Source organism: Streptomyces sp. NPDC047886 (genome assembly GCF_043204435.1).
Lineage (GTDB): Bacteria > Actinomycetota > Actinomycetes > Streptomycetales > Streptomycetaceae > Streptomyces.
On sequence record NZ_JBIDCF010000016.1, the window covers coordinates 42,695 to 65,463 of the forward strand.

Here is a 22,769-nt window from a genome sequence, read left to right on the forward strand (position 1 = left end):
CCGTCGGGTCGTCCGTCGCGGTGTCCGTCAGGTCCCTCATGCCTTCTCCTCCTCCACGACCCGGTCGAACTCGTCCGTCACGCTCGCGTCGCCGTCCCCGCCCGTCCAGCGGACCGTGAGCTCGCCGAGCGCCTCCTCCTGGTCCAGGGCGACGGCCTTCTCCCGGTACAGCTCCAGCAGGGCGAGGAACCGTGCCACGACGGTGAGCGTGTCGGGGGCGTCGGCGGCGAGCTCGGCGAACCGCAGCTCGCCCCGCTCCCGCAGCCGGGCGATCACGATGCCGGCCTGCTCCCGGACGCTGACGAGCGGCGCGTGGATGTGGTCCACGTACACCTGGGGCTCGGGCTTGGGCCGCATGGCCTTGACGGCCAGCTTCGCGAACCCCTCGGCGCCGATGCTGATGACGACGTCCGGGAGGAGTTCGGCGTGGTGCGGTTCCAGCCCGACGGTACGGGGGTACCGCCGTCCTTCGCTGTCGAACCGCTCCTTGAGGATCTCCGCGATCCGCTTGTACGCCCGGTACTGGAGGAGCCGCGCGAACAGCAGGTCCCGGGCCTCCAGCAGCGCGAGGTCGGCCTCGTCCTCGACCTCGGCGGCGGGCAGCAGCCGGGCGGCCTTGAGGTCGAGGAGCGTGGCGGCGACCACGAGGAACTCGGTGGTCTGGTCGAGATCCCAGTCGGGGCCCATGGCACGGATGTGCGCCATGAACTCGTCGGTGACCTTCGACAGGGCGACCTCGGTGACGTCCAGCTTGTGCTTGGCGATCAGCTGGAGGAGCAGGTCGAAGGGCCCCTCGAAATTCGCCAGCCGGACGGTGAACCGCCCGTCGCCGCCGTCCTGCCCTTCCGGGCCCCCGTCGGGCCCCGTGGCGGGCGCCGAGGCGGCCTCCGGGGCGACCTCCTGGGCGGCCATGGGGGCGGCCTCCTGGGCGGCCGCCGGGGCGGCCTCGTCGGGCTGCGCGGGCTCCGCGGGGGCGGGCCGCTCGGCGACCGGCTCCACCGCCATGAGTTCCACCGCGACGGGCTCCACCGCCACGGGACCGCCCGTGCCGCCCGGGACGGCTTCTGGTGCCGTCGGGGGCGCGTCGGGGCCCGGGCCCGCCGGGGAGGGGCCCGCAGGGGCTTCGGGGGCCGCCACGGGCGTGGCGGGCGGGGCCGCTGCGGCAGGGGCCTGCGGGGGCTGGGGGGCGCGGGTGCCGGGGCCTCGGCCCAGGGGGCGGCGCGCGGCGGGGCGCTGGGGGTCGTCGATCGGGGGCATCGGTGGTCCAGGTGGCGGTGCGAGCGCGGCGGGACGGGGTCCCCCGCTGCACCGTACGCGATGGGCGGCGGCCCGCGAAGGCTACCGTCAGCGACCGCGCAGGCGCCGTACCAGGATGCTCGCGTCGCCCCGGGACTCCAGGTCCGCCAGGACGACGGCGACGGCCTCGCGGACGATGCGCCCGCGGTCCACGGCGAGGCCGTGCTCGCCGCGCAGGACGAGCCGCGCGTGTTCGAGGTCCATCAGTTCCTCGGCCGAGACGTACACCGTGATCTTCTCGTCGTGCCGTTCCCGCCCGCTGGGCCGCCGGCTCGGGGAGCGTCCCCGCCTGCGGGCCGGGGTCGCCGCCTGGGCGGCCTGTCCCGTGGCGGTCTGCGCGCCGCCGGCCCCGGTGTCCCCGCCGGTGCGGCTGCGCGGCTGCGCGGCGTCCTGGTCGGCGCCGGCGGCCGCCGCGTGCTCCTCCGGGGGCGAGCCGGACGCGCCGCCCGCCCGGGCCGCCCCGGGCGTCTCCGCGGCCGCCGAGTCGCTCTCGCCGGCCGGGGGCGGTACGCGTGCTTCACCGTTCGCCTGGCGGCGGGGGGACGACGCCTGCAGCGCCATGCCCCCGGTCGTACGGAACAGCTCGTCGGCACCGGGCAGACTCACTCGGCGTGACACCGGGCGAGCACCTCCCTGGCGAGCTGGCGGTAGGCGGCCGCGCCGACCGAGTTCGAGGCGTACGTGGTGATCGGCTCACCGGCGACGGTGGTCTCCGGGAAGCGCACGGTCCGGCCGATGACCGTGTGGTAGACGTGGTCGTCGAAGGCCTCCACCACGCGCGCCAGGACCTCGCGGCTGTGGACCGTGCGCGAGTCGTACATCGTGGCGAGGATGCCGTCGAGCTCCAGCTCAGGGTTGAGCCGCTCCTGGACCTTCTCGATGGTCTCGGTCAGCAGGGCGACGCCGCGCAGCGCGAAGAACTCGCACTCGAGCGGCACTATCACCTTGTGGGCCGCCGTCAGCGCGTTGACGGTCAGCAGACCGAGCGACGGCTGACAGTCGATCACGATGTAGTCGTAGTCCTGCATCAGCGGCTTCAGCGCGCGCTGGAGCGTCGACTCGCGCGCGACCTCGCTGACCAGCTGGACCTCGGCGGCCGAGAGGTCGATGTTGCTCGGCAGCAGGTCCATGTTGGGCACGGCGGTCTTCAGGAGGACCTCGTCCGCCGACATGCCCCGCTCCATGAGCAGGTTGTAGACGGTGAGGTCGAGTTCCATCGGGTTGACGCCGAGGCCGACCGACAGGGCTCCCTGCGGGTCGAAGTCGACGAGCAGGACCCGTCGTCCGTACTCCGCGAGCGCGGCGCCCAGGTTGATGGTCGACGTGGTCTTGCCGACGCCGCCCTTCTGGTTGCACATCGCGATGATCTTCGCGGGACCGTGCTCGGTGAGCGGTCCCGGGATCGGGAAGTACGGCAGGGGCCGTCCGGTCGGGCCGATCCGCTCGCGGCGCTGACGGGCGGCGTCGGGCGCGAGGGTGGCCGCGTACTCCGGATCGGGCTCGTACTCGGCGTCGGGGTCGTAGAAGTGCCCCTCGGGCACCTCGTCGTAGGCGGCGAAGTGGGTGGACTCTCGGCCACTCTCGTTGCCGGCCATGGCGTTCACGTGTTGGCCGTCCATCATCTTCATCGTGTGGGGTGTCGTCATGTGCTGGCGGGTCGCGAAGGTACGGACAGCGACGGAGCCGACAGCCTCGAACCCGGACGACGGACCCTGGTCCGTCGCAGGCATTCCTGGTCGACCACCCCCGGGAGTAAATGTCGACTCATTCACAAGTCGTCTTACCTCCTTGGACGTGACCAGGAAACTTATCGATAGGTCAGCGTGGCACCATGCCGACGGTTGGCGACTCTATGGCGTGTCACCGCTCCGCAGCAACACAATCGGCCGGACGCGGCGTGATGTGTCGGCAACGGAACGCCTGTCTGTCAAGGGCGCACAGCCATTCATCCGCACGTTTCGCCGGTGTGCGAAACGGTTAAAGGGTTACGTTCGAGGCGACTTGCTCATGCCCCGTGACGTGGCCGGACACACACCGGACACACATTCGGCCGGACCTTGTCGTACAAGGTCCGGCCGGATGCGTGACGTTGACGGCGACCGTTGACGGACGGCGGTCGGCCGCGGCGGATCGGTCGGCTGGAGCAGCCGGCCGGATCAGCCGATGAGCGTGTCGAGTTCGATGTGGTCCAGGCCGTGCGCCTCGGCGACCTCCCGGTAGACGACCTTGCCGTCATGGGTGTTGAGGCCCTTGGCGAGCGCGGCGTCACGGCGCAGCGCCTCGACCCAGCCGTTGTCGGCCAGCGACACGATGTAGGGCAGCGTGGCGTTGGTCAGGGCGTAGGTGGAGGTGTTCGGAACGGCGCCGGGCATGTTGGCGACGCAGTAGAAGACCGAGTCGTGGACCTGGAAGGTCGGCTCGGCGTGCGTGGTCGGACGGGAGTCCTCGAAGCAGCCGCCCTGGTCGATGGCGATGTCGACAAGGACACTTCCGGGCTTCATCTTGGCGACGAGCTCGTTGGTGACCAGCTTCGGCGCCTTGGCGCCGGGGATGAGGACGGCACCGATGACGAGGTCGGCCTCGATGACCGCCTTCTCCAGCTCGAAGGCGTTGGAGACGACCGTCTGGACCTTCGTGCCGAAGATCTTGTCGGCCTCGCGCAGCTTGTTGATGTCACGGTCGAGCAGGGTCACGTGGAAGCCCATGCCGACGGCGATCTGGGTGGCGTTCCAGCCGGAGACGCCGCCACCGATGACGACGGCCTTGCCGGCGTGCGTACCGGGGACGCCGCCGGGCAGGACGCCGCGGCCGCCGACCGAGCGCATCAGGTGGTAGGCGCCGACCTGCGGGGCCAGGCGGCCCGCGACCTCGGACATCGGGGCGAGCAGCGGCAGGGCGCGGTTCGCGGTCTCGACCGTCTCGTACGCGATGGCGGTGGTGCCGGACTCCAGCAGGGCGTCCGTGCACTCGCGGGAGGCGGCGAGGTGCAGGTAGGTGAAGAGGGTCTGGTCCTTGCGGAGGCGGTGGTACTCCTCGGCGATGGGCTCCTTGACCTTGAGCAGCAGGTCGGCGGTGGCCCAGACCTCGTCGGCGGTGGGCAGGATGCGCGCACCGGCGGCGACGAACTCGTCGTCCGTGATCGAGGAGCCGACACCGGCGTTCTGCTCGATGAGGACCTGGTGGCCGTGGCGCACGAGCTCGTGCACACCGGCGGGGGTGATGGCCACCCGGAACTCGTTGTTCTTGACCTCGCGGGGGATGCCGACCTTCACGTCGATCACGGTCCTTGGCTCAGGGGGTACTGGGGCGATGCGCTACACAGCGATACATACCCGGCGCATCATGGCGCACCGGGATACACCGCGGTTAATCGCGGCGGACCCAGTCTAATGAAGGAGTTCCCTCTGTCTAGCCTTACAAAGCATTAATCTTTGGCTGAAGTACTACGGATTTCGCAGGCCGCGTCCGGGGTAGCGGGGGCTTCGCCCCCCTCCTCGGCGCCGAGGGCCCCGTCCGTGGCGACCGCCACGGCCGGCGCCCCAGGGCCGAGCAGCCGCCGGGCCGCCGCCCGGTGCAGCCGGGCCGCCGCCGGGTCGCCGAGCCGCTCCAGGGTGTCGGCGAGGCGCAGCTGAAGGGCCGCCTGCAGCCGCCGGTCCTTGGCGCGGCGCGCCCACTCCACCGCCTCCTCGCAGGTGCGCAGCGACTCTTGGGGCCGCCCCGCGTACTCCTGCACCCTGGCCGCCTCGCTCAACGCCCGCGCCTGGCCCGGGACATCACCGAGGCGTCGGTATCCGGCCGCCGCCGCACGCCAGTTGCGCAGCGCGTCGCCGTACCGGCCGGCGTAGGTGTGTACGGCGCCGAGCCTGCCGTACAGCCGCGCCTGGTCCGCCCGCTCGTCCCTGGCGAGCCGCTGGGACAGGGCGCGGCCGTACCAGTCGGCGGCCCGCTCCCAGTCCCCCAGCTCCTGGTACGCACCGCCTACGGATTCCATCGCGCGGCCGGTCGCGTACGGGTCGTTCGCGAGGCGTCCGGCGTCCAGCGCCGCCCGGTAGCGGGCCAGCGCGTCCTCGGTACGGCCGGTCCAGGCGTCCAGATCGGCGAGGTTCAGCAGGGCGGCGGCCCGCTCCCGGTGCAGTCCGCGCCGTTCGGCGATCCCGAGGACGAGCTGGTGCAGCCCGTACAGCTCGGGGGCGGCCGCCTCGGCCCCCCGGTGCGCGGCGAGGGCGCGCACGAGGGCGGCGATCAGACGCCGGGCGAGGGTGTCCAGCTCGCCGTCCGCGACCGCGAGCCGCGCGGAGGCCAGCAGGGCGGGCTGCCGGGTGCGCAGCCACTCGGCGGCGGCCGCCCGGCTCGGGAAGCGCAGCGCCCGGGGCAGCCCGGCGAGCCTGCGGCGGGCCGGGGAGCCCTCCGGTTCGGTGACCGCGCGGCAGGACTGGAGCAGCCTGACGGTCCGCTCCAGCATCCGGGCGCGGGCGAGCTGCACCTCGGCGGGCCGGTCCTCGGTCCTGAGCAGCCCGCGCAGCAGCGGCACGAGGCAGCCGGGCACCTCGTACCTGTCGTCCGCGCTCCGCCGTACGAACCCGAAGGCGGCGAACCCCTCCAGGGTCGTGCGGGCGGCCGAGACCGAGCAGCCGGCGAGCGCCGAGGCGGTCTGCGCGTCGGCGGTCCCGAGCGGCGCGAGGGCCAGCAGCCGCAGGATCCGCGCGGCGGCCGGGGGCAGCGCCTCGTACGCGAGGCGGAACGCCCGCGCCAGTGGCCGGACGGCCCCCGGTACGTCGGGGTCGTCCGGGAGGGCCCGGAGCCGTTTCGTGAGGTCGGCGACGGACGACATGGGGCGGGCGGCGAGCCAGCCGCCCGCCAGCACCAGCGCGGCGGGCTGTCCCGCGCACAGCTCGGTGAGCGTCTCGGCGGCCTGCGGGTCGACGGTGATGCGGACGGAGCCGGTGAACCCGTCCAGCAGCTCGATCGCCGACTTGGCGTCCATGCCGCCGAGGGTGCACGGCCGTACGTCGGGGATCCCGGTGAGGGGTCCCTGCGCGACGGCGACGACCAGGCACGCGGGGTTGTCGGGCAGCAGCGCGTCGACCTGTTCGGCGTCGGCGGCGTCGTCCAGCACCATCAGGACCCGGCGCTCCGCGAGGACCGCCCTCAGCCGCTCGGTCAGCTCGTCCTCGTCGGCCCCGGCCGGCGCACCGATCCCGAGGTCGGCCAGCAGTCCGCGCGCGACCCGCTCCACCGGCACGGGTGCGCCGCCCGGCTCGGTCAGCCGGGCCCACAGCACCCCGTCCCGGTACCCCCGGGCAAGGTCCCGGACGAGCTCGGCCGCAAGGGAGGTACGCCCGCTGCCGGGACGCCCGGCGATCAGCAGGACGCGGGCGCGCGGGGCCTTGCGGCCTGCCAGGGTGTCGAGCCCGGCGCGCGAGATGTCGGTGCGCAGCGCCTTCAGCTCCCGCTGCCGCCCGAAGAAGGCCATCCGCTCCGCCTCCGGCCGCCCGGCGCCCCGGCCGCCCGGGACCGCACCGGCATCGGCGCGACGCCCGGCACCGGAACCAGAACCGGAATCCGCGCCTTGAGGGCCGTGCCCGGTGCCACCGTGCCATGAGAGCCCGCCGGCACCGGCCTTACCGCCACGTCCGGCGCGCGGACCGGGATCCGCGTCACCCCCCGCGCGCGAACCGGAATCGTCGTCACGCCCCGCGCGCGAACCGGAATCGTCGTCACGCCCCACGCGCGGACCGGGAGCCGCGTCACGCCCCGCCTCCCGCACCGCACCGGGGTCCGTGCCGTGTCCGGCCTTCGCGCCGGTACGGGCGGCGGCGGCCTCCGGCTTCGCGTCGGGTGTCGTTCCGGGGCCGGAGCGCGCCGGTGCGGGGGCCGGACCCGCGGTCTCGGCCGCCTTTCCGGGGGCGCCCGCGAGTCCGTCCGCCGGTCGGTCCGCCACGGCGGCCGGGCGGTCGGTCGCCGGGGTGTGTCCGTCGGATGCGGGCCGCTCGGCGCCGCCGAAGTCCACCGCCTGATCCGTCACGGGCCACGCTCCCGTCCCTGCGCACGAGCCGAGCCCGTCGGGTCTCCGCACGGGCGATCCCGAGCGTAGTTCAGGGCCGTCCGGGTTCCGGGCGGAGCACGGCGGGCAGATCGCCCGATCGGATCATCAACCTATGGTCACACCGGTACTGACGGCCGGTCACACCCCCCGAACGGGTCAGGTGGTGAACGGGCGAGCCGGCCAGGGCGCCTCCGCCGGGCGCAGGGTGTCGAAGCCGCCGGCGGCACGGGCGGCCAGGACCGAGAGCACGCCGACGACGAGGCAGTTGTTGTGCAGCTCGCCCGCCAGCACCCCCCGGGCCAGCTCGGCGAGCGGAACGCGGGCCAGCTCCATGTCGGCCTCCTCCTCCGCGACCTCGAAGCGATCGCCGTCCGCCTCGGACAGCCCGCGCGCCAGGAAGATCCGTACGGCCTCGTCGCAGCCGCCGGGCGTGGTGTACACGTCCGTGAGGACGTGCCACTCCCCGGCCTTGACGTGGGCCTCCTCGTACAGCTCGCGCTGCGCCGCGTGCAGGGGGTTCTCGCCGGGCACGTCCAGCAGGCCGGCCGGGATCTCCCACAGCTTCTGCCGCACGGGGTGGCGGTACTGGCGCAGGACCACGACGCGGTCCTCGTCGTCGAGGGCGAGGACGGCCACCGACCCGGGGTGCACCTGGTAGTCACGGCGTACGACCGTGCCGTCCGGCATGACCACGTCGTCGGTGCGGACACTGGTCTTGTTGCCCCGGAACGGGGTGGCGGTCCGGGTGACCTGCCACTCCTCGGGCGTGTCCCTGATGGTCATGCGGGCATCCTCCCTCATACAGCGAACCGGGGTACGCGCCCTGTGGGCCCGTACCCCGGTCAACCGTATCGCCTGCGACCGTCAGGCGGACTCGGTGGACTCCGCCTCCTGCTGCCGCCGCACGGCGGCCTTCACCAGACCGGCGAAGAGCGGGTGCGGCCGGGTCGGCCGGGACCGCAGCTCCGGGTGGGCCTGCGTGGCGACCAGGTAGGGGTGCACGTCACGCGGGTACTCGACGTACTCGACCAGCTTGTTGTCCGGGGACGTTCCGGAGAACAGGATGCCGGCCTTCTTCTCCAGCTCCGCGCGGTAGGCGTTGTTCACCTCGTAGCGGTGGCGGTGGCGCTCCTCGACGTAGGGCTCGTCGCCGTAGACCTCGCGGACGATGGAGCCCTCGGCGAGCTTCGCCGGGTACAGGCCGAGCCGCATGGTGCCGCCCAGGTCGCCCGCGCCCTCCACGTACGCCAGCTGCTCCTCCATCGTGGAGATGACGGGGTGCGCGGTGGCCGGGTCGAACTCGGTGGAGTTGGCGTCCGTGATGCCGGCGAGGTTCCGCGCGGCCTCGACCACGATGCACTGGAGCCCCAGGCACAGTCCGAGCAGCGGGACCTTGTTCTCGCGGGCGTACTGGATCGCGCCGACCTTGCCGTTGACGCCGCGCTCGCCGAAGCCGCCGGGAATGACGATCGCGTCGACGTCGCCGAGCTGCTGCGCGGCGCCCGCCTGCGTCTTGCAGTCGTCCGATGTGACCCACTTGACCTTGACGCGGGCCTTGTTCGCGAAACCGCCGGCGCGCATCGCCTCGGTGACCGAGAGGTACGCGTCGGGCAGGTCGATGTACTTGCCGACGAGGGCGACCGTGACCTCGTGGTCGGGGTTGTGGACCCGGTCCAGCAGGTCCTCCCAGACCGTCCAGTCGACGTCGCGGAACGGCAGGTCGAGCTTGCGCACGACGTAGGCGTCCAGGCCCTCGGTGTGCAGGACCTTCGGGATGTCGTAGATCGACTTGGCGTCGATGGCCGCGACCACGGCCGCCTCGTCCACGTCGCACATCAGGGAGATCTTGCGCTTGATCGCGGTGGGGACGTCCCGGTCGGCGCGCAGCACGATCGCGTCGGGCTGGATGCCGATGTTGCGCAGGGCGGCGACCGAGTGCTGGGTCGGCTTGGTCTTCAGCTCGCCGGACGGGCCGATGTAGGGCAGCAGCGAGATGTGCACGACGAAGACGTTGTCGCGGCCGACCTCGTGGCGGACCTGGCGGACGGTCTCCAGGAACGGCAGGGACTCGATGTCGCCGACCGTGCCGCCGACCTCCGTGATGACGACGTCGACGTCGTCGGTCGCCATGCGGCGGATGCGGTGCTTGATCTCGTTGGTGATGTGCGGGATGACCTGCACGGTGTCACCGAGGTACTCGCCGCGCCGCTCCTTGGCGATGACCTGCGAGTAGACCTGGCCGGTGGTGACGTTGGCCGAGCCGTCGAGATCGACGTCGAGGAAGCGCTCGTAGTGGCCGATGTCCAGGTCGGTCTCGGCGCCGTCGTTGGTGACGAACACCTCGCCGTGCTGGAACGGGTTCATCGTGCCCGGGTCGACGTTCAGGTAGGGGTCGAGCTTCTGCATCGTGACTCGAAGGCCCCGCGCCTTGAGGAGCGCACCCAGGCTGGAGGCGGTCAGCCCCTTGCCGAGGGAGGACGCGACACCCCCGGTGACGAAGATGTGCTTGGTCGTCGTGGCTGTGCTGTTTCGGAAAGCAGCGGGCGGCATGGCCAAGAGGGGGCTCCCGTGGTCGCGGTCTGGAGGTGCGTACCGGCGTCCGGTCCGAAGGGTTCCGGGGGTGCCGTCGCTGCGGTTCGGGGGCCGCCGGTTCGTTCCGCGGCGCCCACCGGTCCACGGGCTACCAGGGTATCAGCGACGAAGGGGCGACGCGTTCCGGCCACGCTCCACCCAGGAAACCGGCCACGCCGTCACAGTGTTCGCACACGGGCCGCACAGGGATTCGCACAGCGGGCTACTGGCTCACCCGTTCGGCTCAGGAGCTCTACCAGGACGATCACACAGAAGGCCCGGCAGCGTCGTATCCTGCTCGGACACTCGTTGCCGAGCCAGGCCCGCACACGGCACCACCCCCGACCGTTTCCGGGGCGCCTCCTCGCCAGCGATCCTTGACCCTGACCCCAGTAAGCGCCCCACGGGGCGAACGTGGCCGTTCGACTGGAGATTGCACGTGGCCGGGCGCATCGAGGACTACGCACTCATCGGAGACATGCAGACCGCCGCCCTGGTCTGCCGGGACGGCACGGTCGACTGGCTGTGCCTGCCCCGCTTCGACTCGCATGCCGTCTTCGCGGGACTCCTCGGAACCGAGGAACACGGATTCTGGCGGATCGGCCCCCTGCACGCCGAGGGCGCCGAGCCCCCGGCCGCCCACCGGCGCCGGTACCTCGGCGACTCGCTGATCCTGGAGTCCGAGTGGGACACGCCGCGCGGCACGGTCCGCGTCACCGACTTCATGCCGCCGCGTGACGGCGCGCCGCAGCTGGTGCGGATCGTGGAGGGCGTGTCCGGCCGGGTGAAGATGCGCTCCGCGCTGCGGATGCGGTTCTCCTACGGGCGGGTCGTGCCCTGGGTGCACAAGGTCGACGCCCGCACGGTCGCCGTCGCCGGACCGGACTCCGTATGGCTCGACACGCCGTGCGAGACGTACGGCGAGCATCTGACGACGTACTCGGACTTCACCATCACGCCGGGCGAGCGGATCGCCTTCACCATCAGCTGGCAGCCCTCGCACCACCCGCAGCCGCCGCTGCCGGACCCCGAGGGCGCCCTGGAGGCCACGTCGGCGTTCTGGCGCGACTGGGTGGAGCACTGCACCTACCGGGGCCCGTACCGGGAGCCCGTCATCCGTTCGCTGATCACGCTGAAGGCGCTGACGTACGCGCCGACGGGCGGGATCGTCGCCGCGCCGACGACCTCGCTGCCGGAGGAGATCGGCGGCGTACGGAACTGGGACTACCGCTACACCTGGCTGCGGGACGCGGCGATCACCCTCTCCTCGCTGCTGCGCACCGGCTACCGCGAGGAGGCGCGCGCCTGGCGGGAGTGGCTCCTGCGGGCGGTGGCCGGCGACCCGGAGAACCTCCAGATCATGTACGGCATCGCGGGCGAGCGCGAACTCGGCGAGGCGGAGCTCGACTGGCTGCCGGGGTACGAGAACTCCGCGCCCGTCCGGGTCGGCAACGGCGCCGCCAGCCAACTCCAGCTCGATGTGTACGGCGAGGTCACCGAGGCCCTGCACCTGGCGCACATGACGGGTCTGGCGCGCAACGACTACGCCTCGCTGCTCCAGCTGAAGCTGATCCGGTACCTGAAGGACCACTGGAACCAGCCGGACGAGGGCATCTGGGAGGTGCGCGGGCCGCGCCGGCACTTCGTGCACTCCAAGGTGATGGCCTGGGTGGCGGTCGACCGGACGATCAAGCTGATCGAGGCCGGTGACGCGGACGGGCCGCTGGAGGAGTGGCGCGAGCTGCGCGACGACATCCACCGCGACGTCTGCGAGAAGGGCTACGACCCGGAGCGGAACACGTTCACGCAGTCGTACGGCTCGCAGGAGCTCGACGCGTCGCTGCTGCTGATCCCGCAGATGGGTTTCCTGCCGCCGGACGACAAGCGGGTGATCGGCACCATCGAGGCGATCCAGCGGGAGCTGTCCACCGAGGACGGGTTCATCCTCCGCTATCCGACGCAGGGCTCCGACGAGGGCGTCGACGGCCTGCCCGGCGACGAGGGCGCCTTCCTGGCCTGCTCGTTCTGGATGGCCGACGACCTGGCGATGATCGGACGGGTCGACGAGGCACGCAAGCTGTTCGAGAAGCTGCTCGCGCTGCGGAACGACCTGGGGCTGCTGGCCGAGGAGTGGGACCCCCGGCTGCAGCGCCAGGTCGGGAACTTCCCGCAGGCGTTCAGCCACGTGCCGCTGATCGACACGGCACTGCGGCTGACCGCGTCCGGCGCGTACGGCGGCTAGCGGAGCTTTCGGACGACCTCCAGCGCGGCGCGCTCGCCTTCGGTCGCGCCGCCCTCCATGAAGCCCTGGAAGTCGTACGCGCAGTGCTCGCCCGCGAGGTGGATGTTGCCCTGCGCGGTGCCCTCGTACCCGGCGTACCTGCTCACATAGCCGACCGGCCAGGAGGAGTAGGCGCCGAGGGCGTACGGGTGGCGGTGCCAGGCGGCGAGCTGGGCGCGGCCGGTCCAGGCGGCCCCGGTGCCGGGGAATATCCGGTCGACGGCGGTCAGCCGGCCGGCCGCCAGCCTCCTCACGTACGGATCGGACTCGGTGGCGAACGGTGTGCCGGGGGTGAGGGCGGCGGCGGGGCCACCGCTGGTGAACTGGACGAGGATGCCGCCGGCGCCCGGGTGGGTCTTGGTGGTGTCCCACAGCTGCTGGAGCGCGTCGCCGGTGAAGGTGTCCCCGGCCGAGACGCCGGGCCAGGGGCCGGTGCCGCGCCAGGGGCGTGCGGTGAACTGCAGGGCGAGTTTGGTGCAGGTGCCCATGCGGGCGTCGCGGAGCAGGGCGCGCATGCGCGGGTCGAATCCGGCGGCGGCCGGGTCGAGGCGCTGCAGGACGGGGAGCGGCAGGCACAGGATCGTGTGGTCGGCGGTGACGGTGCGGAGGGTGCCGCCCTCGTCGAAGGTGAGGGTCTGGGTGCCGTCGGCGCCGGCCCGGATGTGCTGGAGGCGGTGGCCCGTGCGGAGGGTGCCGTCGGTGAGCGCGTCGGCGATGGCGTGCGGCAGCCGGTCGTTGCCGCCCTTGACGCGGTAGCGCTCGTCCGAGGGGCCCCAGATGTTGAAGTGGCCCGGATTGGGCTGGTATCCCATCAGCAGGACGAGGGCGAGGGCGGACTGCTCGGTGGTGTCGAGCCCGTACTCGACGCTGTACGCCACGTCGAAGAACCGGCCGAGGCGGGAGGCGAACCCGCCGGGTACCCGGCTGTCGATCCACTCCCGCAGCGACATGTGGTCCAGGGCGGTTCCGTGCGGGGTCGTCCTGTTCCACATCACCTCGCCGGCGAGCTGGAGGTCGCGGCGCAGCGCCTGGTAGACGCCCTTGAAGTCGTCGTCGGCCTGGGCGCGCGGGTAGTAGGCGCCGTCGAACCAGAGGATCTCCTCGGCGCCGTTGGGGCCGGCGGCCGCGAAGTCCTCGACGGCCAGGCCGAAGCGGCGGCACAGCTCCAGCATCTTCTTGTGGCCGGTGTCGATCAGCTCGCCGCCGATCTCGGAGGTCTGGCCGTCGGCCCAGTGGCCGCGCCGGGTCCAGATGCGGCCGCCGACCCTGGCGGGGTCGGCCTCGTAGAGCGTGCAGGGCAGGCCCGCGTCCTGGAGGGTCAGGGCGGCGGTGAGACCGGCGATGCCGGCGCCGACGACGGCGACGCGGGCCCCTCCGGCCGGGCGCTTCGGTACGGCGGCGGGGGCGGCGAGCGCGGTGCCGCGGGTGGCCGCGACGCCGGTGGCCGTGAGGGCGCCGACGGCGGCGGCGCGCCGGAGCAGCTCACGGCGGCTGCGGCCGGTGGCGTCGGCGCGCAGGCCGCGCAGGTCGGCGACGGGGACGCGCAGCAGTTCGGCGTCGCGGTGGTCGGCGGTCAGCTTCTTGAGCAGGCGCATGGGGTGCGTGCGTGCCATGAGGGTCTCCTCGGACGTTCGCGGGGGTGGCGTGCTCGGGCGTGTCGCTGTCGGTCGTGTCCTGTCGGTCGTGTCGCTGTCGGTCGTGTCCTGTCGGGCGTGTCGCTGTCGGGCGTGTCCTGTCGGTTCGTGTCGCTGTCGGCCGCGTCCTCCAGGGCGATCCGGCCGATGATCTCGTACCGGGCGGGCCTGCGGGCCCCTGAGGTACAGGCCCTGGGCGAGACCGCCGACGAAGACCGTGCCGGCGATCCGGGGGACGAGCGTGAACGGCGGGGAGCCGGCGGCGTGGGTGGCGGCGGTGGCGGTGGCGGTCGCGGCGGTTTCTCTGTCATGGCGGGAGACCCTTGCCGTACGTGACGCAGGCCACAATCGACAGGGGGTCGCGCAAACGCCGTGCCGGCGCGACGAGTTGTCGCCCCCGTACCGCCGTCGTCACCGCCGCCGATGGAGCCCGAACAGGGACCCGGGTAGCGTCCGCGTGCATGGGCTCCATGGACGAACAGGGCGGCATCACGGTGCGGCGGGCGCTTGAGCTGCCTGGACTGCGCGGCGGGCTGCCGGAGGTGGTGGCCGGGGCGGACCGGCTGCACCGGACGGTGCGCTGGGTGCACGCCGGTGAGGTGCCGAACATCGCGTCGCTGCTGAAGGGCGGCGAACTGCTGCTGACGACGGGCCTCGGGCTGGGCACCCGGCCCGCGGACCAGCGGGCGTTCGTACGGCGGCTCGCCGACCGGGGTATCGCGGCGCTCGTCGTGGAGCTGGGGCCCCGGTTCTCCCGGCTACCCGCGACGATCGTGGAGACCGCGCGCGCGGCCGGGCTGCCGCTGGTGCAGCTCCACCGCGAGGTGCCGTTCGTGTCCGTGACCGAGGAGGTGCACACCGAGATCGTCAACGGGCACTACGCGCTGCTGCGGCAGGCCGAGGAGGTGCACCGGCGGTGCACGGAGGCGCTGCTCGGCGGCGGCGGGGTGCCGCAGGTGCTGCGGATCCTGGCCGGGTTCGCCGGGAACCCGGTGTTCCTGGAGAGCGCGGACGGGCAGCTGCTGTACGCGGCCGGGGCCGACGCGGGCGCGGAAGGTGCCGAACCGCTGCGGGTCTGGGAGGGGCTGCGCGGGCAGCGGGCGGCGCGCGAGGCGGGGCCGCCCACCGGCGCCGTCCTGGTCGACCTGCCGGGCGGCGGCCCGGGCGCCGGGACCGTGCGGGCGCGGCTCGTCCTGCTGGCGGTGTCGGGCCCCGTGCTGCCGGTGCACCGGATGGCGGCCGAACGGGCCGCGGGCATCCTGGCGGTCGTGCTGATGCAGGCCCGGCAGGAGGAGGAGCTCGCGGCGCGGGGGCGCGGCGACTTCCTCACCGACCTCGCGGAGGGCCGCGTCGACGCGGACGACGCGGCCGCGCAGGCCAGGGTGCTGGGCTTCCGGCCGGGTGACGGGCCGCTGCTGCCGGTCGTGATGCGGCTCGCCCCGGAACTGTCCCCGTCCGGCAACTGGGCGCTGCTGGCGCGGGCGGTCCTGGAGGAGCTGTCGGCGGTGGGCGTGCCCGCGCTGCTGGGCGTACGGCCGGTGGAGGGGCGGGTGCCGCTGCTGCTGGGGCTGCGCAACGAGACGGAGCGTACGGCGGTCGCCGACCGGGTCGCGGCCGCGCTGCGGGCGGGCGTCGAGCGTGCCGGTCTGGGCTCGGCCCCCGCGGGCGGCTGGTCACGGGCGGGGGCGCACGCGCCGGTCGTCGTGGTGGGCGTGGCGGGGGGCTGGGCGGCGGCGTCAGCGGGGCTGCGGCACGCGGCGGAGACGGCTGCCGCCGCGCAGGGGCTGCCCGAGCGGCCCTGGTACGACGCGCGGCGCCTGGACATCGACCTGCTGCTGTGGCGGCTGCGGGAGCATCCGGACCTGGCGGCGTTCGTGGACCGGGCGATCGGCCCGCTGCTGGCGCACGACCGGACGTCGCGCCCGCCGCTGCTGCCCACGCTGCAGAGCTATCTGGCGCACGCGGGCCGCAAGGCGGAGACGGCCCGCGATCTGCATCTGAACCGCCAGACGCTGTACAACCGGCTGGCCCGCGTCCAGGAACTGCTCGGCACGGATCTGGACGACCCGCAGACGGTGCTGGCCCTCTCCCTCGCGCTCCGCGCCCGCCGCCTCACCACCTGACCGCGGCGGTACGCCCGCCGGTCCGGCCCCTGTGCCGCCGGCCCGGTCCCGGTCGAGCGTCGCCAGGAGTCGGCGTGCGGGCCGGTCGGTCGGCGACGGCGGCGGATCGGTCAGCGGCGGTGGCGGTGGCGGTGGCCGGTCGATCGGCGGCGGTGGGGGCGGGTCCCCGTCGGTAGCGGCGGCTGGCCGGCGTCGACCGGCATCGGTCACTGGCGGTCGCCCTGAGCCGCCCTGAGTCGCCATCAGTCGCCATCAGTCGCGGTCAGTCGCGGTCAGTCGCCGAAGGCGCGGCGGCCCGTCCAGGCCAGGGGGCCGTCTCCGCCGCACAGTTCGTCGTAGACGCTGAGGACCTGTGCGACGGTGTCGTCCTCGGTCGGCCAGGTGGCGGCCTGCGCCAGTCCGGCCTCCGCGAGCTCCGCGCGCCGTACCGGGTCCTCCAGCAGGGCGTCCACCGCCGTCGCGAGCGCGTCCGCGTCCCCGTACGGCACGAGTTCCGCCGCCTCGCCGACGAGTTCCGGTACGCCGCCGACGGCGGTCGCGACGAGCGGGACGCCGAGCCGCAGCGCGTCCTGGGCGAGCGGGGCACGCGCCTCCCAGCGGCTGGGCAGGACGGCGACGTCCGCCGCCGCGAGCAGCGAGGGGACGTCGTCGCGGCGGCCGAGCAGCCGTACCGGCAGTTCCTCCACCTCGATGCGCCGCTGGAGCGCCGCCCGCTCCCGCCCCTCTCCGGCGACCGCGACGAGCGGCGGGGGGTCGTGGCGGAGCCAGCGACGAGACGCGTCCAGCAGCGTGCCGTACCCGCGGTGCGGTTCCAGCGCGCCGACCGCCATGACCAAAGGGCGGTCCACCGCGCCGAGTTCGGCGCGGGTCTTGCCCTCGTGGACGTCGGCCGCGCGGCGGGGTGCCGGGATGGAGACCGGGCCGAGGCGGGCGTCCCTGGCGCCTCTCCTCCGGGCCCTGTCGACGAGTTCGGAGGACGTGGCGAGGACGACGGCGGCCGCCCGTACCGCCTTCCGCTCCATGAGGCGGATCAACTGCCCACGGGCGCCGTCGGCGTGGGGGCGCGTGTGCCAGGTCACCACGAGCGGGGGGCGGTAGCCGCCGAGTGCGAGCGCCGTGCGGACGGCGGCGTGCGACCCATGGGCGTGCACCACGTCCGCGCCCCCGCACACGGCGCGCAACGCGCCGACGGACAGCGGGTCGCTGCGGCGGGGGACGGGGACGAAGTGGGCGCCCGCGCCCAGGAAGTCATGGTCGTGGTCCAGCTCGGCGGGGGCGCACACGGTCACCCGTACGCCCCTCGCCACGAGCCCGGCGGCCAGTGATCTGACATGAGCGCTGCTGCCCGCGCTGCCGCCGCCCAGCACTTGGACCGTGTGCAGCTGTGTCACGCGCCCAAGGATGCCAGCCCGTACGCACGTTCCGGCACCGCCGAGGCGGCTTTCGGTGGCTTTCCCGCGTCTTTGCCGTGTACGGGAGGCGTAACCCGGTACACGGGTTCACTCACATGGGTGAGCGCGCCCAGCGGGTGACCTCGTCCCCGTACACCGCCGCAGCGACGATTCCGGCCGCGTGAGCCGCGAGCCCGAGCCGCCCGTTCCCGGCGGCGATCGCGGTGCCGAGGGCCGCGCCCAGCGCGTGGGCGCCCATGTCGCCGAGCATCGTCCGCTCCTCCAGGTCGTCCGCGGCGACGGCGGCCGCCGCGCCCATGGCCGCCGCCGCGAGCGGCCCGCCCCGCGCCACCCCGGGCGCACCGAGCGCCAGGACGGTGAGCACGGCCCGCCCCGGCCGTACGTCCACGAGGTTGACCAGGTGGGCGGTGCCCGCGACGACCACACCGGCCAGGACCCTGTCGAGGGGGCGCTCCTTCAGCAGGGCACCCGCGACGAGTCCGGCGGCGCCGATCCCGAACAGTTTGACGGCCCCGCTGGTGACCTCACCGGCCCGCAGGGCGTCCAGGTGGTCCCCGAACCCGCGCCGGTGGTCGCCGTTCAGGTCGTCGTACCGCCCGCAGGCCGCCGCGACGCCCGCCGCGAGCACCCCGGCCACCCGCGCTCCGCCGTCGCCTGCCCCGAGCAGCGCCCCGGCCGCCGTGCCCACCGCCACGGCGGGCCCGGCACGCAGGTGCACGTCCCGTCCCGCGTGGTTCGTCCGCCGCCACCGCTCCGGCTCCCCCGGCGCCCACCGCCGCAGCCCCGCGTACACCGCCCGCGTGACCCCGGCGGCGACCCCGCAGACGACAGCGGCCCTCGCAAGGTGTCCGATCATGATCGTCACCCTATGAGGTCCGTACGCGGCTCCCGCGACCGGGCACCCGGAACCGGGCGGCGGGGAGGCCGCTGCAGGCCCCGGCGCGGACGCGAGGTTCAGACGCCGGACCCCGGCCCGGACGCGGCCCCCGTCGGGGACGCGGGCCCGGGGCGCGGGGCCCACCGCAGCGGCCCGGACCCGACGCGGAGGACGCCGACACCGAGGACGCCGACGCGCAGCACGCCCACGCCGAGGACGCCACACGCAGCACGCCCACACCGAGGACGCCACACGCTGCACCCCGACACCGAGGACGCCGACGCGGAGGGCCGCGCCGCTCGTCACACCTCCGCGCGGGCCGTCGCCAGCAGCTCCTCGGCGTGTGCCCTGGCCGTCTCGGAGTCCTCCTGGCCCGCGAGCATCCGCGACAGCTCGCGCACCCGCTCCTCGCCCTCCAGGACGGTGACGCCGGACCGGGTCACGGACCCGTCGTCGGTCTTCTCCACCAGCAGCTGGCGGTCGGCGAACGCCGCGACCTGCGGCAGGTGCGTGACGACCACGACCTGCGCCGACTTGGCGAGTTTCGCCAGGCGCCGGCCGATCTCCACGGCCGCCTTGCCGCCGACGCCCGCGTCGACCTCGTCGAAGAGGTACGTCGGCACCGGGTCCGTACCCGCGAAGACGACCTCGACGGCGAGCATCACCCGGGACAGCTCACCACCGGACGCGCCCTTGGCGATCGGCCGGGGCGGCGCGCCCGGGTGCGGGGCGAGCAGCAGCTCGACCTCGTCCGCACCGGCCGGCCCGTACACCACGCTCCGCCCGCCGACCTCGACGCCGGACGCCGCGTCGACCGCCTCCGTCTGCCGGATGGCGAACGACACGCGCGCGTGCGGCATGGCCAGCGACGCCAGCTCCGCCGTGACGGCGTCGGCGAACCGGGCCGCCGCCTCGGTCCGGGCGTCCGTCAGCGTCTGCGCGAGAACGGACAGTTCGCCGCGCAGGGCGTCCCGTTCCGCCGTGAGTTCGCCGATCCGGTCGTCGTCGCCCTCCAGTTCGGTGAGCCGGGCGGCGCCCTCCTGGGCCCACGCCAGCACGGCGGCGACGTCCTCGCCGTACTTGCGGGTGAGCCCGGTCAGCGCGGCACGGCGCTCCTCGACGGCCGCCAGGCGCCGGGGGTCGGCGTCCAGGTTGTCGGCGTATCCGGCGAGCTCGCCCGCCACGTCGGAGAGGAGGATCGAGATCTCGCCGATCCGGTCGGCGAGCGCCGCCAGTGCCGGATCGTGCGCCCGTACGGCCTCCAGCGCCCGCCCCGCGCCCGAGACGAGGGTCGTCGCGTCCACCACCTCCGGGTCCTCGGGGTTGCCGGCGAGCGCGCCGTGGGCGAGCGCGGCGGCGGACGCCAGCGCCTCCGCGTGGCCGAGCCGTTCGGCCTCCGCCGCCAGTTCGACGTCCTCGCCCGCGCGCGGCTCGACCGCCTCGATCTCACCGAGACCGAAACGCAACAGGTCGGCCTCCTGCGCCCGCTCCCGCGCGCGCGTGGTCAGCTCGTCCAGCTGGACGGAGACGGCGCGCAGCCGCCGGTACGCCTCCGTGTAGGCGGCCAGCGGGACGGCGACCGCTTCGCCCGCGTACCGGTCGAGCGCGGCGCGCTGCCGGGCGGGCTTGAGGAGGCCCTGCTGGTCGGTCTGGCCGTGTACGGCGACCAGTTCGTCGGCGAGTTCGGCGAGCATGCCGACGGGCACGGACCGGCCGCCGAGATGCGCCCGGGAGCGGCCCTCGGCGGACACGGTACGGCTGATCAGCAGCGCGCCGTCGTCCAGTTCGGCCCCCGCTTCCCGGGCGCGCAGCGCGGCGGTGGCGTCGGCGGGCACGCTGACGCGCCCCTCCACGACGGCGGAGCCTGCGCCGATCCGCACCAGCGCGGGGTCGGCGCGTCCGCCGAGCAGCAGCCCCAGGCTGGTCACGACCATGGTCTTGCCCGCACCGGTCTCACCGGTCACCGCGGTGAAACCGGGTGACAGCTCGACGACCGCGTCGTCGATGACTCCGAGCGACCGTATCCGCATCTCCTCCAACACGTCCCCGACCATACGAGGTTTTCCCTGCCGGGTGTGACGCAGCCCCGCCCTCGCCGACGAAGCCACTGGTCAGACCGGCGCTGACACGCCGGTGGCGTCACCTTCCGGCGTTCGGCTCGTTGACTCCCACGGCGTCCCCGGCGACGCCTCCAGCGCCCGGCGACGCCTCCAGCGCCCGGCGGGCGCCCACGGCTCCCGGCGACGCCTCCAGCCCCCGGCGACACCCACGGCTCCCCCGCGACGCCTACGGCTCCCCACGGCTCCCGGCCGCCCGCGCGGGCGATCCGGGGCCGCACCCGCTGTCCGGCGGCCGCGCCGAAGCCGGGCGGACGGGCACCCCCTAGTGCGGCGCCCCGCGCCAGCCCGACACGGGCAGCGCGAACTTGGCGACGAGCCGGTCCGAGAACGACGCGTGGTGCAGCCGCGCCAGCCGTACCGGCACCGCGCCGCGCCGCACCTCCACGCGCGCCCCGGCGGGCAGGGAGACGGTGCGCCGGCCGTCGCACCACAGCACCCCGTCCGGGGTGTGCGGCTCGACCTCCACGGCCAGGACCGATTCCGGAGTCGTGACGAGCGGTTTGGCGAACAGCGCGTGCGCGCCGATGGGCACCATCAGCAGCGCCTCCACCTCCGGCCAGATCACCGGCCCGCCCGCCGAGAAGGCGTAGGCCGTCGAACCGGTCGGCGTGGCGCAGATCACCCCGTCGCAGCCGAAGCCGGTCACCGGGCGTCCGTCGATCGCGAGGACGACCTCCAGCATCCGTTCCGGGGAGACCTTCTGCACGGCGGCCTCGTTGAGCGCCCAGTTGGTGTGCAGGATGTCGCCGTTGTCGTAGACGACGACATCGAGGGTCATGCGTTCCTCGACCTCGTACGCCCGGGTGACGACCCGGTCCACGACCTTGTCGAGGTCGTCGCGCTCCGCCTCCGCGAGGAAGCCGACCCGGCCCAGGTTGACGCCGAGCATCGGCACGCCTGAGGCCCGCGCGAACTCGGCGCCGCGCAGCAGGGTCCCGTCACCGCCGAGCACGATCAGCAGTTCGCAGCCGTCCAGGACGTCAGGGCTGGCCTCGGCGACGGTCTCCACGGACGGCGGCAGCGGCAGGTCGGCGGCCTCGGAGGCCAGGACCCGTACGCCGATTCCGCTGCGCAGCAGACCGAGGACGACCAGTTCGGCGCTGCGCACGGCCGCCGGGCGGCCGGTGTGCGCGAGCAGGAAGACGGTACGCGGCTCCGTCCGCGCATCCGCCGCCCCCGCCGCTCCCGTGGGCGCCGCGGAGGGCGTCGATGCCGCTGGCGCTGTGGTCGATGAGCTCAACGGGGTCCCTCCGCCACGGCACGGTCGACGTCGGCCGGATCGAGCGCGGGCGCCCCCGCCCGCAGCCACAGAAAGTACTCCACGTTGCCGGAGGGCCCGGGCAGGGGGCTCGCGGTCACACCGAGCACGCCGAGCCCGAGGTCGCCGGCCTGCCGCGCCACGTTCCGTACGGCGTCCGCGCGCAGCTCGGGGCTGCGCACGACTCCGCCGCTGCCCAGCCGCTCCTTGCCCACCTCGAACTGCGGCTTGACCATGAGGACGAGGTCGGCGTCCGGCGCGGTCACCGAGGCCAGGGCGGGCAGGACCAGCCCCAGCGGAATGAAGGACAGGTCTCCCACCACAAGGTCCACGGGCTCTCCGTCGATCGCGTCGAGTGTCAACTCACGTACGTTGGTACGGTCCTTGACGGTGACGCGTTCATCGCTCCGCAGCGACCAGGCGAGCTGGCCGTAGCCGACGTCGACGGCGACGACACGGGCGGCGCCCGCGCGCAGCAGTACGTCGGTGAAGCCGCCGGTGGACGCGCCGGCGTCCAGTGCGCGCCGGCCCTCGACCTTCAGTCCGTGCGGCACGAACGCCGCGAGGGCGCCGGCCAGCTTGTGGCCGCCGCGCGAGACGTACTCGGGGTCGCTGTCGTCCTGGGCGACGACGATGGCGGCGGCGGTCTCGACCTGGGTGGCGGGCTTGGTGGCGGTGTTGCCGCCGACGGTCACCCGCCCCGCCGCGATCAACTGGCTCGCGTGTTCGCGCGAGCGCGCGAGCTTGCGGCGTACCAGTTCGGCGTCGAGACGGCGGCGTGCCACTCCTGCCACGTTCGGTTCAGCTCCTGTGGTCGTACGACGGTGCCTGCGGGGGCCGGGCGTCCAGCGCGGTCAGCTCGTCGCGCAGGCCCCGGTGTACATCCTCGTACACGGCCAGGTGTCCGTCCGCCGGGAGGTGGTCGGCGTCGCCGAGCCGCTCCAGCGCGGCGTCCACCGGGGCGTACCCGGTGGGGGTCAGCCCGACGCCCAGGGGCGCGGGCGCGGCCGGCTCGTACGCTTCCGCGCGGTCGGCCGCGGCCTCCGTACCGGGCTCGTCCGCGACCGCCTCCGCACCGGCCTCCGGCTCCGCCGGCATCGCGTCGTCGTTCATGCCCCGACGCTACCGCGAAGCCCTGCGGTACGGTCGGT

16 protein-coding genes are annotated in these 22,769 nt (G+C 74.1%); 2 read left to right on the forward strand and 14 right to left on the reverse strand.

Annotated elements, in window-relative coordinates:
* Window positions 1–36 precede the first annotated feature (36 nt).
* The 7 genes from ACGF5U_RS31215 to ACGF5U_RS31245 all read right to left on the reverse strand — a co-directional run bounded on the left by ACGF5U_RS31215 (window position 37) and on the right by ACGF5U_RS31245 (window position 9,892).
* On the reverse strand, window positions 37–1,257 hold the full coding sequence (locus ACGF5U_RS31215) for a segregation and condensation protein A (protein WP_392715443.1): 1,221 nt from the start codon (window positions 1,255–1,257) through the stop codon (window positions 37–39).
* 87 nt (window positions 1,258–1,344) lie between these two features.
* A complete protein-coding gene (locus tag ACGF5U_RS31220; protein WP_392715444.1) occupies window positions 1,345–1,914 on the reverse strand; it encodes a hypothetical protein in 570 nt (189 codons plus the stop codon).
* Entirely contained in the window at window positions 1,899–3,026 is a 1,128-nt protein-coding gene (locus ACGF5U_RS31225) for a ParA family protein (RefSeq protein WP_392715445.1), read from the reverse strand. The genes ACGF5U_RS31220 and ACGF5U_RS31225 overlap by 16 nt, the downstream gene beginning before the upstream one ends.
* A gap of 426 nt (window positions 3,027–3,452) precedes the next feature.
* On the reverse strand, window positions 3,453–4,568 hold the full coding sequence (ald, locus tag ACGF5U_RS31230) for an alanine dehydrogenase (RefSeq protein ID WP_392715481.1): 1,116 nt from the start codon (window positions 4,566–4,568) through the stop codon (window positions 3,453–3,455).
* 152 nt (window positions 4,569–4,720) lie between these two features.
* Entirely contained in the window at window positions 4,721–6,769 is a 2,049-nt protein-coding gene (locus tag ACGF5U_RS31235; protein ID WP_392715446.1) for a tetratricopeptide repeat protein, read from the reverse strand.
* A gap of 729 nt (window positions 6,770–7,498) precedes the next feature.
* Window positions 7,499–8,125 carry an NUDIX domain-containing protein gene (locus ACGF5U_RS31240; protein ID WP_392715447.1) on the reverse strand — a complete coding sequence of 209 codons (627 nt, stop codon included), beginning with the start codon at window positions 8,123–8,125 and terminating at the stop codon, window positions 7,499–7,501.
* A gap of 81 nt (window positions 8,126–8,206) precedes the next feature.
* Window positions 8,207–9,892: a CTP synthase gene (locus ACGF5U_RS31245; RefSeq protein WP_392715448.1), complete on the reverse strand. Its 1,686-nt coding sequence runs from the start codon at window positions 9,890–9,892 to the stop codon at window positions 8,207–8,209.
* A 460-nt stretch (window positions 9,893–10,352) separates the two neighbouring features.
* Between ACGF5U_RS31245 and ACGF5U_RS31250 the strand changes: the two genes are divergently transcribed.
* The gene (locus ACGF5U_RS31250; RefSeq protein WP_392715449.1) at window positions 10,353–12,155 is read left to right on the forward strand and encodes a glycoside hydrolase family 15 protein; all 1,803 of its coding nucleotides are present in this window, start codon (window positions 10,353–10,355) and stop codon (window positions 12,153–12,155) included.
* On the opposite strand, the gene ACGF5U_RS31255 is transcribed toward ACGF5U_RS31250, so the two are convergent.
* Window positions 12,152–13,807, reverse strand: coding sequence for a flavin monoamine oxidase family protein (locus ACGF5U_RS31255; RefSeq protein ID WP_392715450.1), 1,656 nt, complete (start codon window positions 13,805–13,807; stop codon window positions 12,152–12,154). The genes ACGF5U_RS31250 and ACGF5U_RS31255 overlap by 4 nt on opposite strands.
* A 491-nt stretch (window positions 13,808–14,298) precedes the next feature.
* On the opposite strand from ACGF5U_RS31255, the gene ACGF5U_RS31260 reads away from it, so the two are divergent.
* Window positions 14,299–15,951 (forward strand): PucR family transcriptional regulator, encoded by a 1,653-nt coding sequence (locus ACGF5U_RS31260; RefSeq protein WP_392715482.1) that lies wholly within the window; start codon window positions 14,299–14,301, stop codon window positions 15,949–15,951.
* Window positions 15,952–16,223: 272 nt separating this feature from the next.
* On the opposite strand, the gene ACGF5U_RS31265 is transcribed toward ACGF5U_RS31260, so the two are convergent.
* From ACGF5U_RS31265 to ACGF5U_RS31290, 6 genes are all read right to left on the reverse strand, one after another.
* Complete coding sequence (locus ACGF5U_RS31265) at window positions 16,224–17,342, reverse strand: glycosyltransferase family 4 protein (protein ID WP_392715451.1); 1,119 nt, start codon at window positions 17,340–17,342, stop codon at window positions 16,224–16,226.
* A 112-nt stretch (window positions 17,343–17,454) separates the two neighbouring features.
* The gene (locus ACGF5U_RS31270) at window positions 17,455–18,219 is read right to left on the reverse strand and encodes a hypothetical protein (protein ID WP_392715452.1); all 765 of its coding nucleotides are present in this window, start codon (window positions 18,217–18,219) and stop codon (window positions 17,455–17,457) included.
* 323 nt (window positions 18,220–18,542) lie between these two features.
* A complete protein-coding gene (recN, locus tag ACGF5U_RS31275; RefSeq protein ID WP_392715453.1) occupies window positions 18,543–20,294 on the reverse strand; it encodes a DNA repair protein RecN in 1,752 nt (583 codons plus the stop codon).
* Window positions 20,295–20,622: 328 nt separating this feature from the next.
* Window positions 20,623–21,600, reverse strand: a complete 978-nt coding sequence (locus ACGF5U_RS31280; RefSeq protein WP_392715454.1) for an NAD kinase — start codon at window positions 21,598–21,600, stop codon at window positions 20,623–20,625.
* A complete protein-coding gene (locus ACGF5U_RS31285) occupies window positions 21,597–22,412 on the reverse strand; it encodes a TlyA family RNA methyltransferase (protein WP_392715455.1) in 816 nt (271 codons plus the stop codon). Before ACGF5U_RS31285 ends, ACGF5U_RS31280 begins: the two co-directional genes overlap by 4 nt.
* Before the next feature lie 7 nt (window positions 22,413–22,419).
* The gene (locus ACGF5U_RS31290) at window positions 22,420–22,731 is read right to left on the reverse strand and encodes a hypothetical protein (RefSeq protein ID WP_392715456.1); all 312 of its coding nucleotides are present in this window, start codon (window positions 22,729–22,731) and stop codon (window positions 22,420–22,422) included.
* Window positions 22,732–22,769 lie beyond the last annotated feature (38 nt).

Excerpts from the sequence above, each read along its gene's own strand:
- ACGF5U_RS31235 (WP_392715446.1), bottom strand. The coding sequence starts at position 6,769 with ATGGCCTTCTTCGGGCGGCAGCGGGAGCTGAAGGCGCTGCGCACCGAC.
- ACGF5U_RS31255 (WP_392715450.1), bottom strand. The coding sequence starts at position 13,807 with ATGGCACGCACGCACCCCATGCGCCTGCTCAAGAAGCTGACCGCCGAC.
- ACGF5U_RS31270 (WP_392715452.1), bottom strand. The coding sequence starts at position 18,219 with ATGATCGGACACCTTGCGAGGGCCGCTGTCGTCTGCGGGGTCGCCGCC.
- ACGF5U_RS31215 (WP_392715443.1), bottom strand. The coding sequence starts at position 1,257 with ATGCCCCCGATCGACGACCCCCAGCGCCCCGCCGCGCGCCGCCCCCTG.
- ACGF5U_RS31290 (WP_392715456.1), bottom strand. The coding sequence starts at position 22,731 with ATGAACGACGACGCGATGCCGGCGGAGCCGGAGGCCGGTGCGGAGGCG.
- ACGF5U_RS31240 (WP_392715447.1), bottom strand. The coding sequence starts at position 8,125 with ATGACCATCAGGGACACGCCCGAGGAGTGGCAGGTCACCCGGACCGCC.
- recN (WP_392715453.1), bottom strand. The coding sequence starts at position 20,294 with ATGGTCGGGGACGTGTTGGAGGAGATGCGGATACGGTCGCTCGGAGTC.
- ACGF5U_RS31245 (WP_392715448.1), bottom strand. The coding sequence starts at position 9,892 with ATGCCGCCCGCTGCTTTCCGAAACAGCACAGCCACGACGACCAAGCAC.
- ACGF5U_RS31260 (WP_392715482.1), top strand. The coding sequence starts at position 14,299 with ATGGACGAACAGGGCGGCATCACGGTGCGGCGGGCGCTTGAGCTGCCT.
- ACGF5U_RS31225 (WP_392715445.1), bottom strand. The coding sequence starts at position 3,026 with ATGCCTGCGACGGACCAGGGTCCGTCGTCCGGGTTCGAGGCTGTCGGC.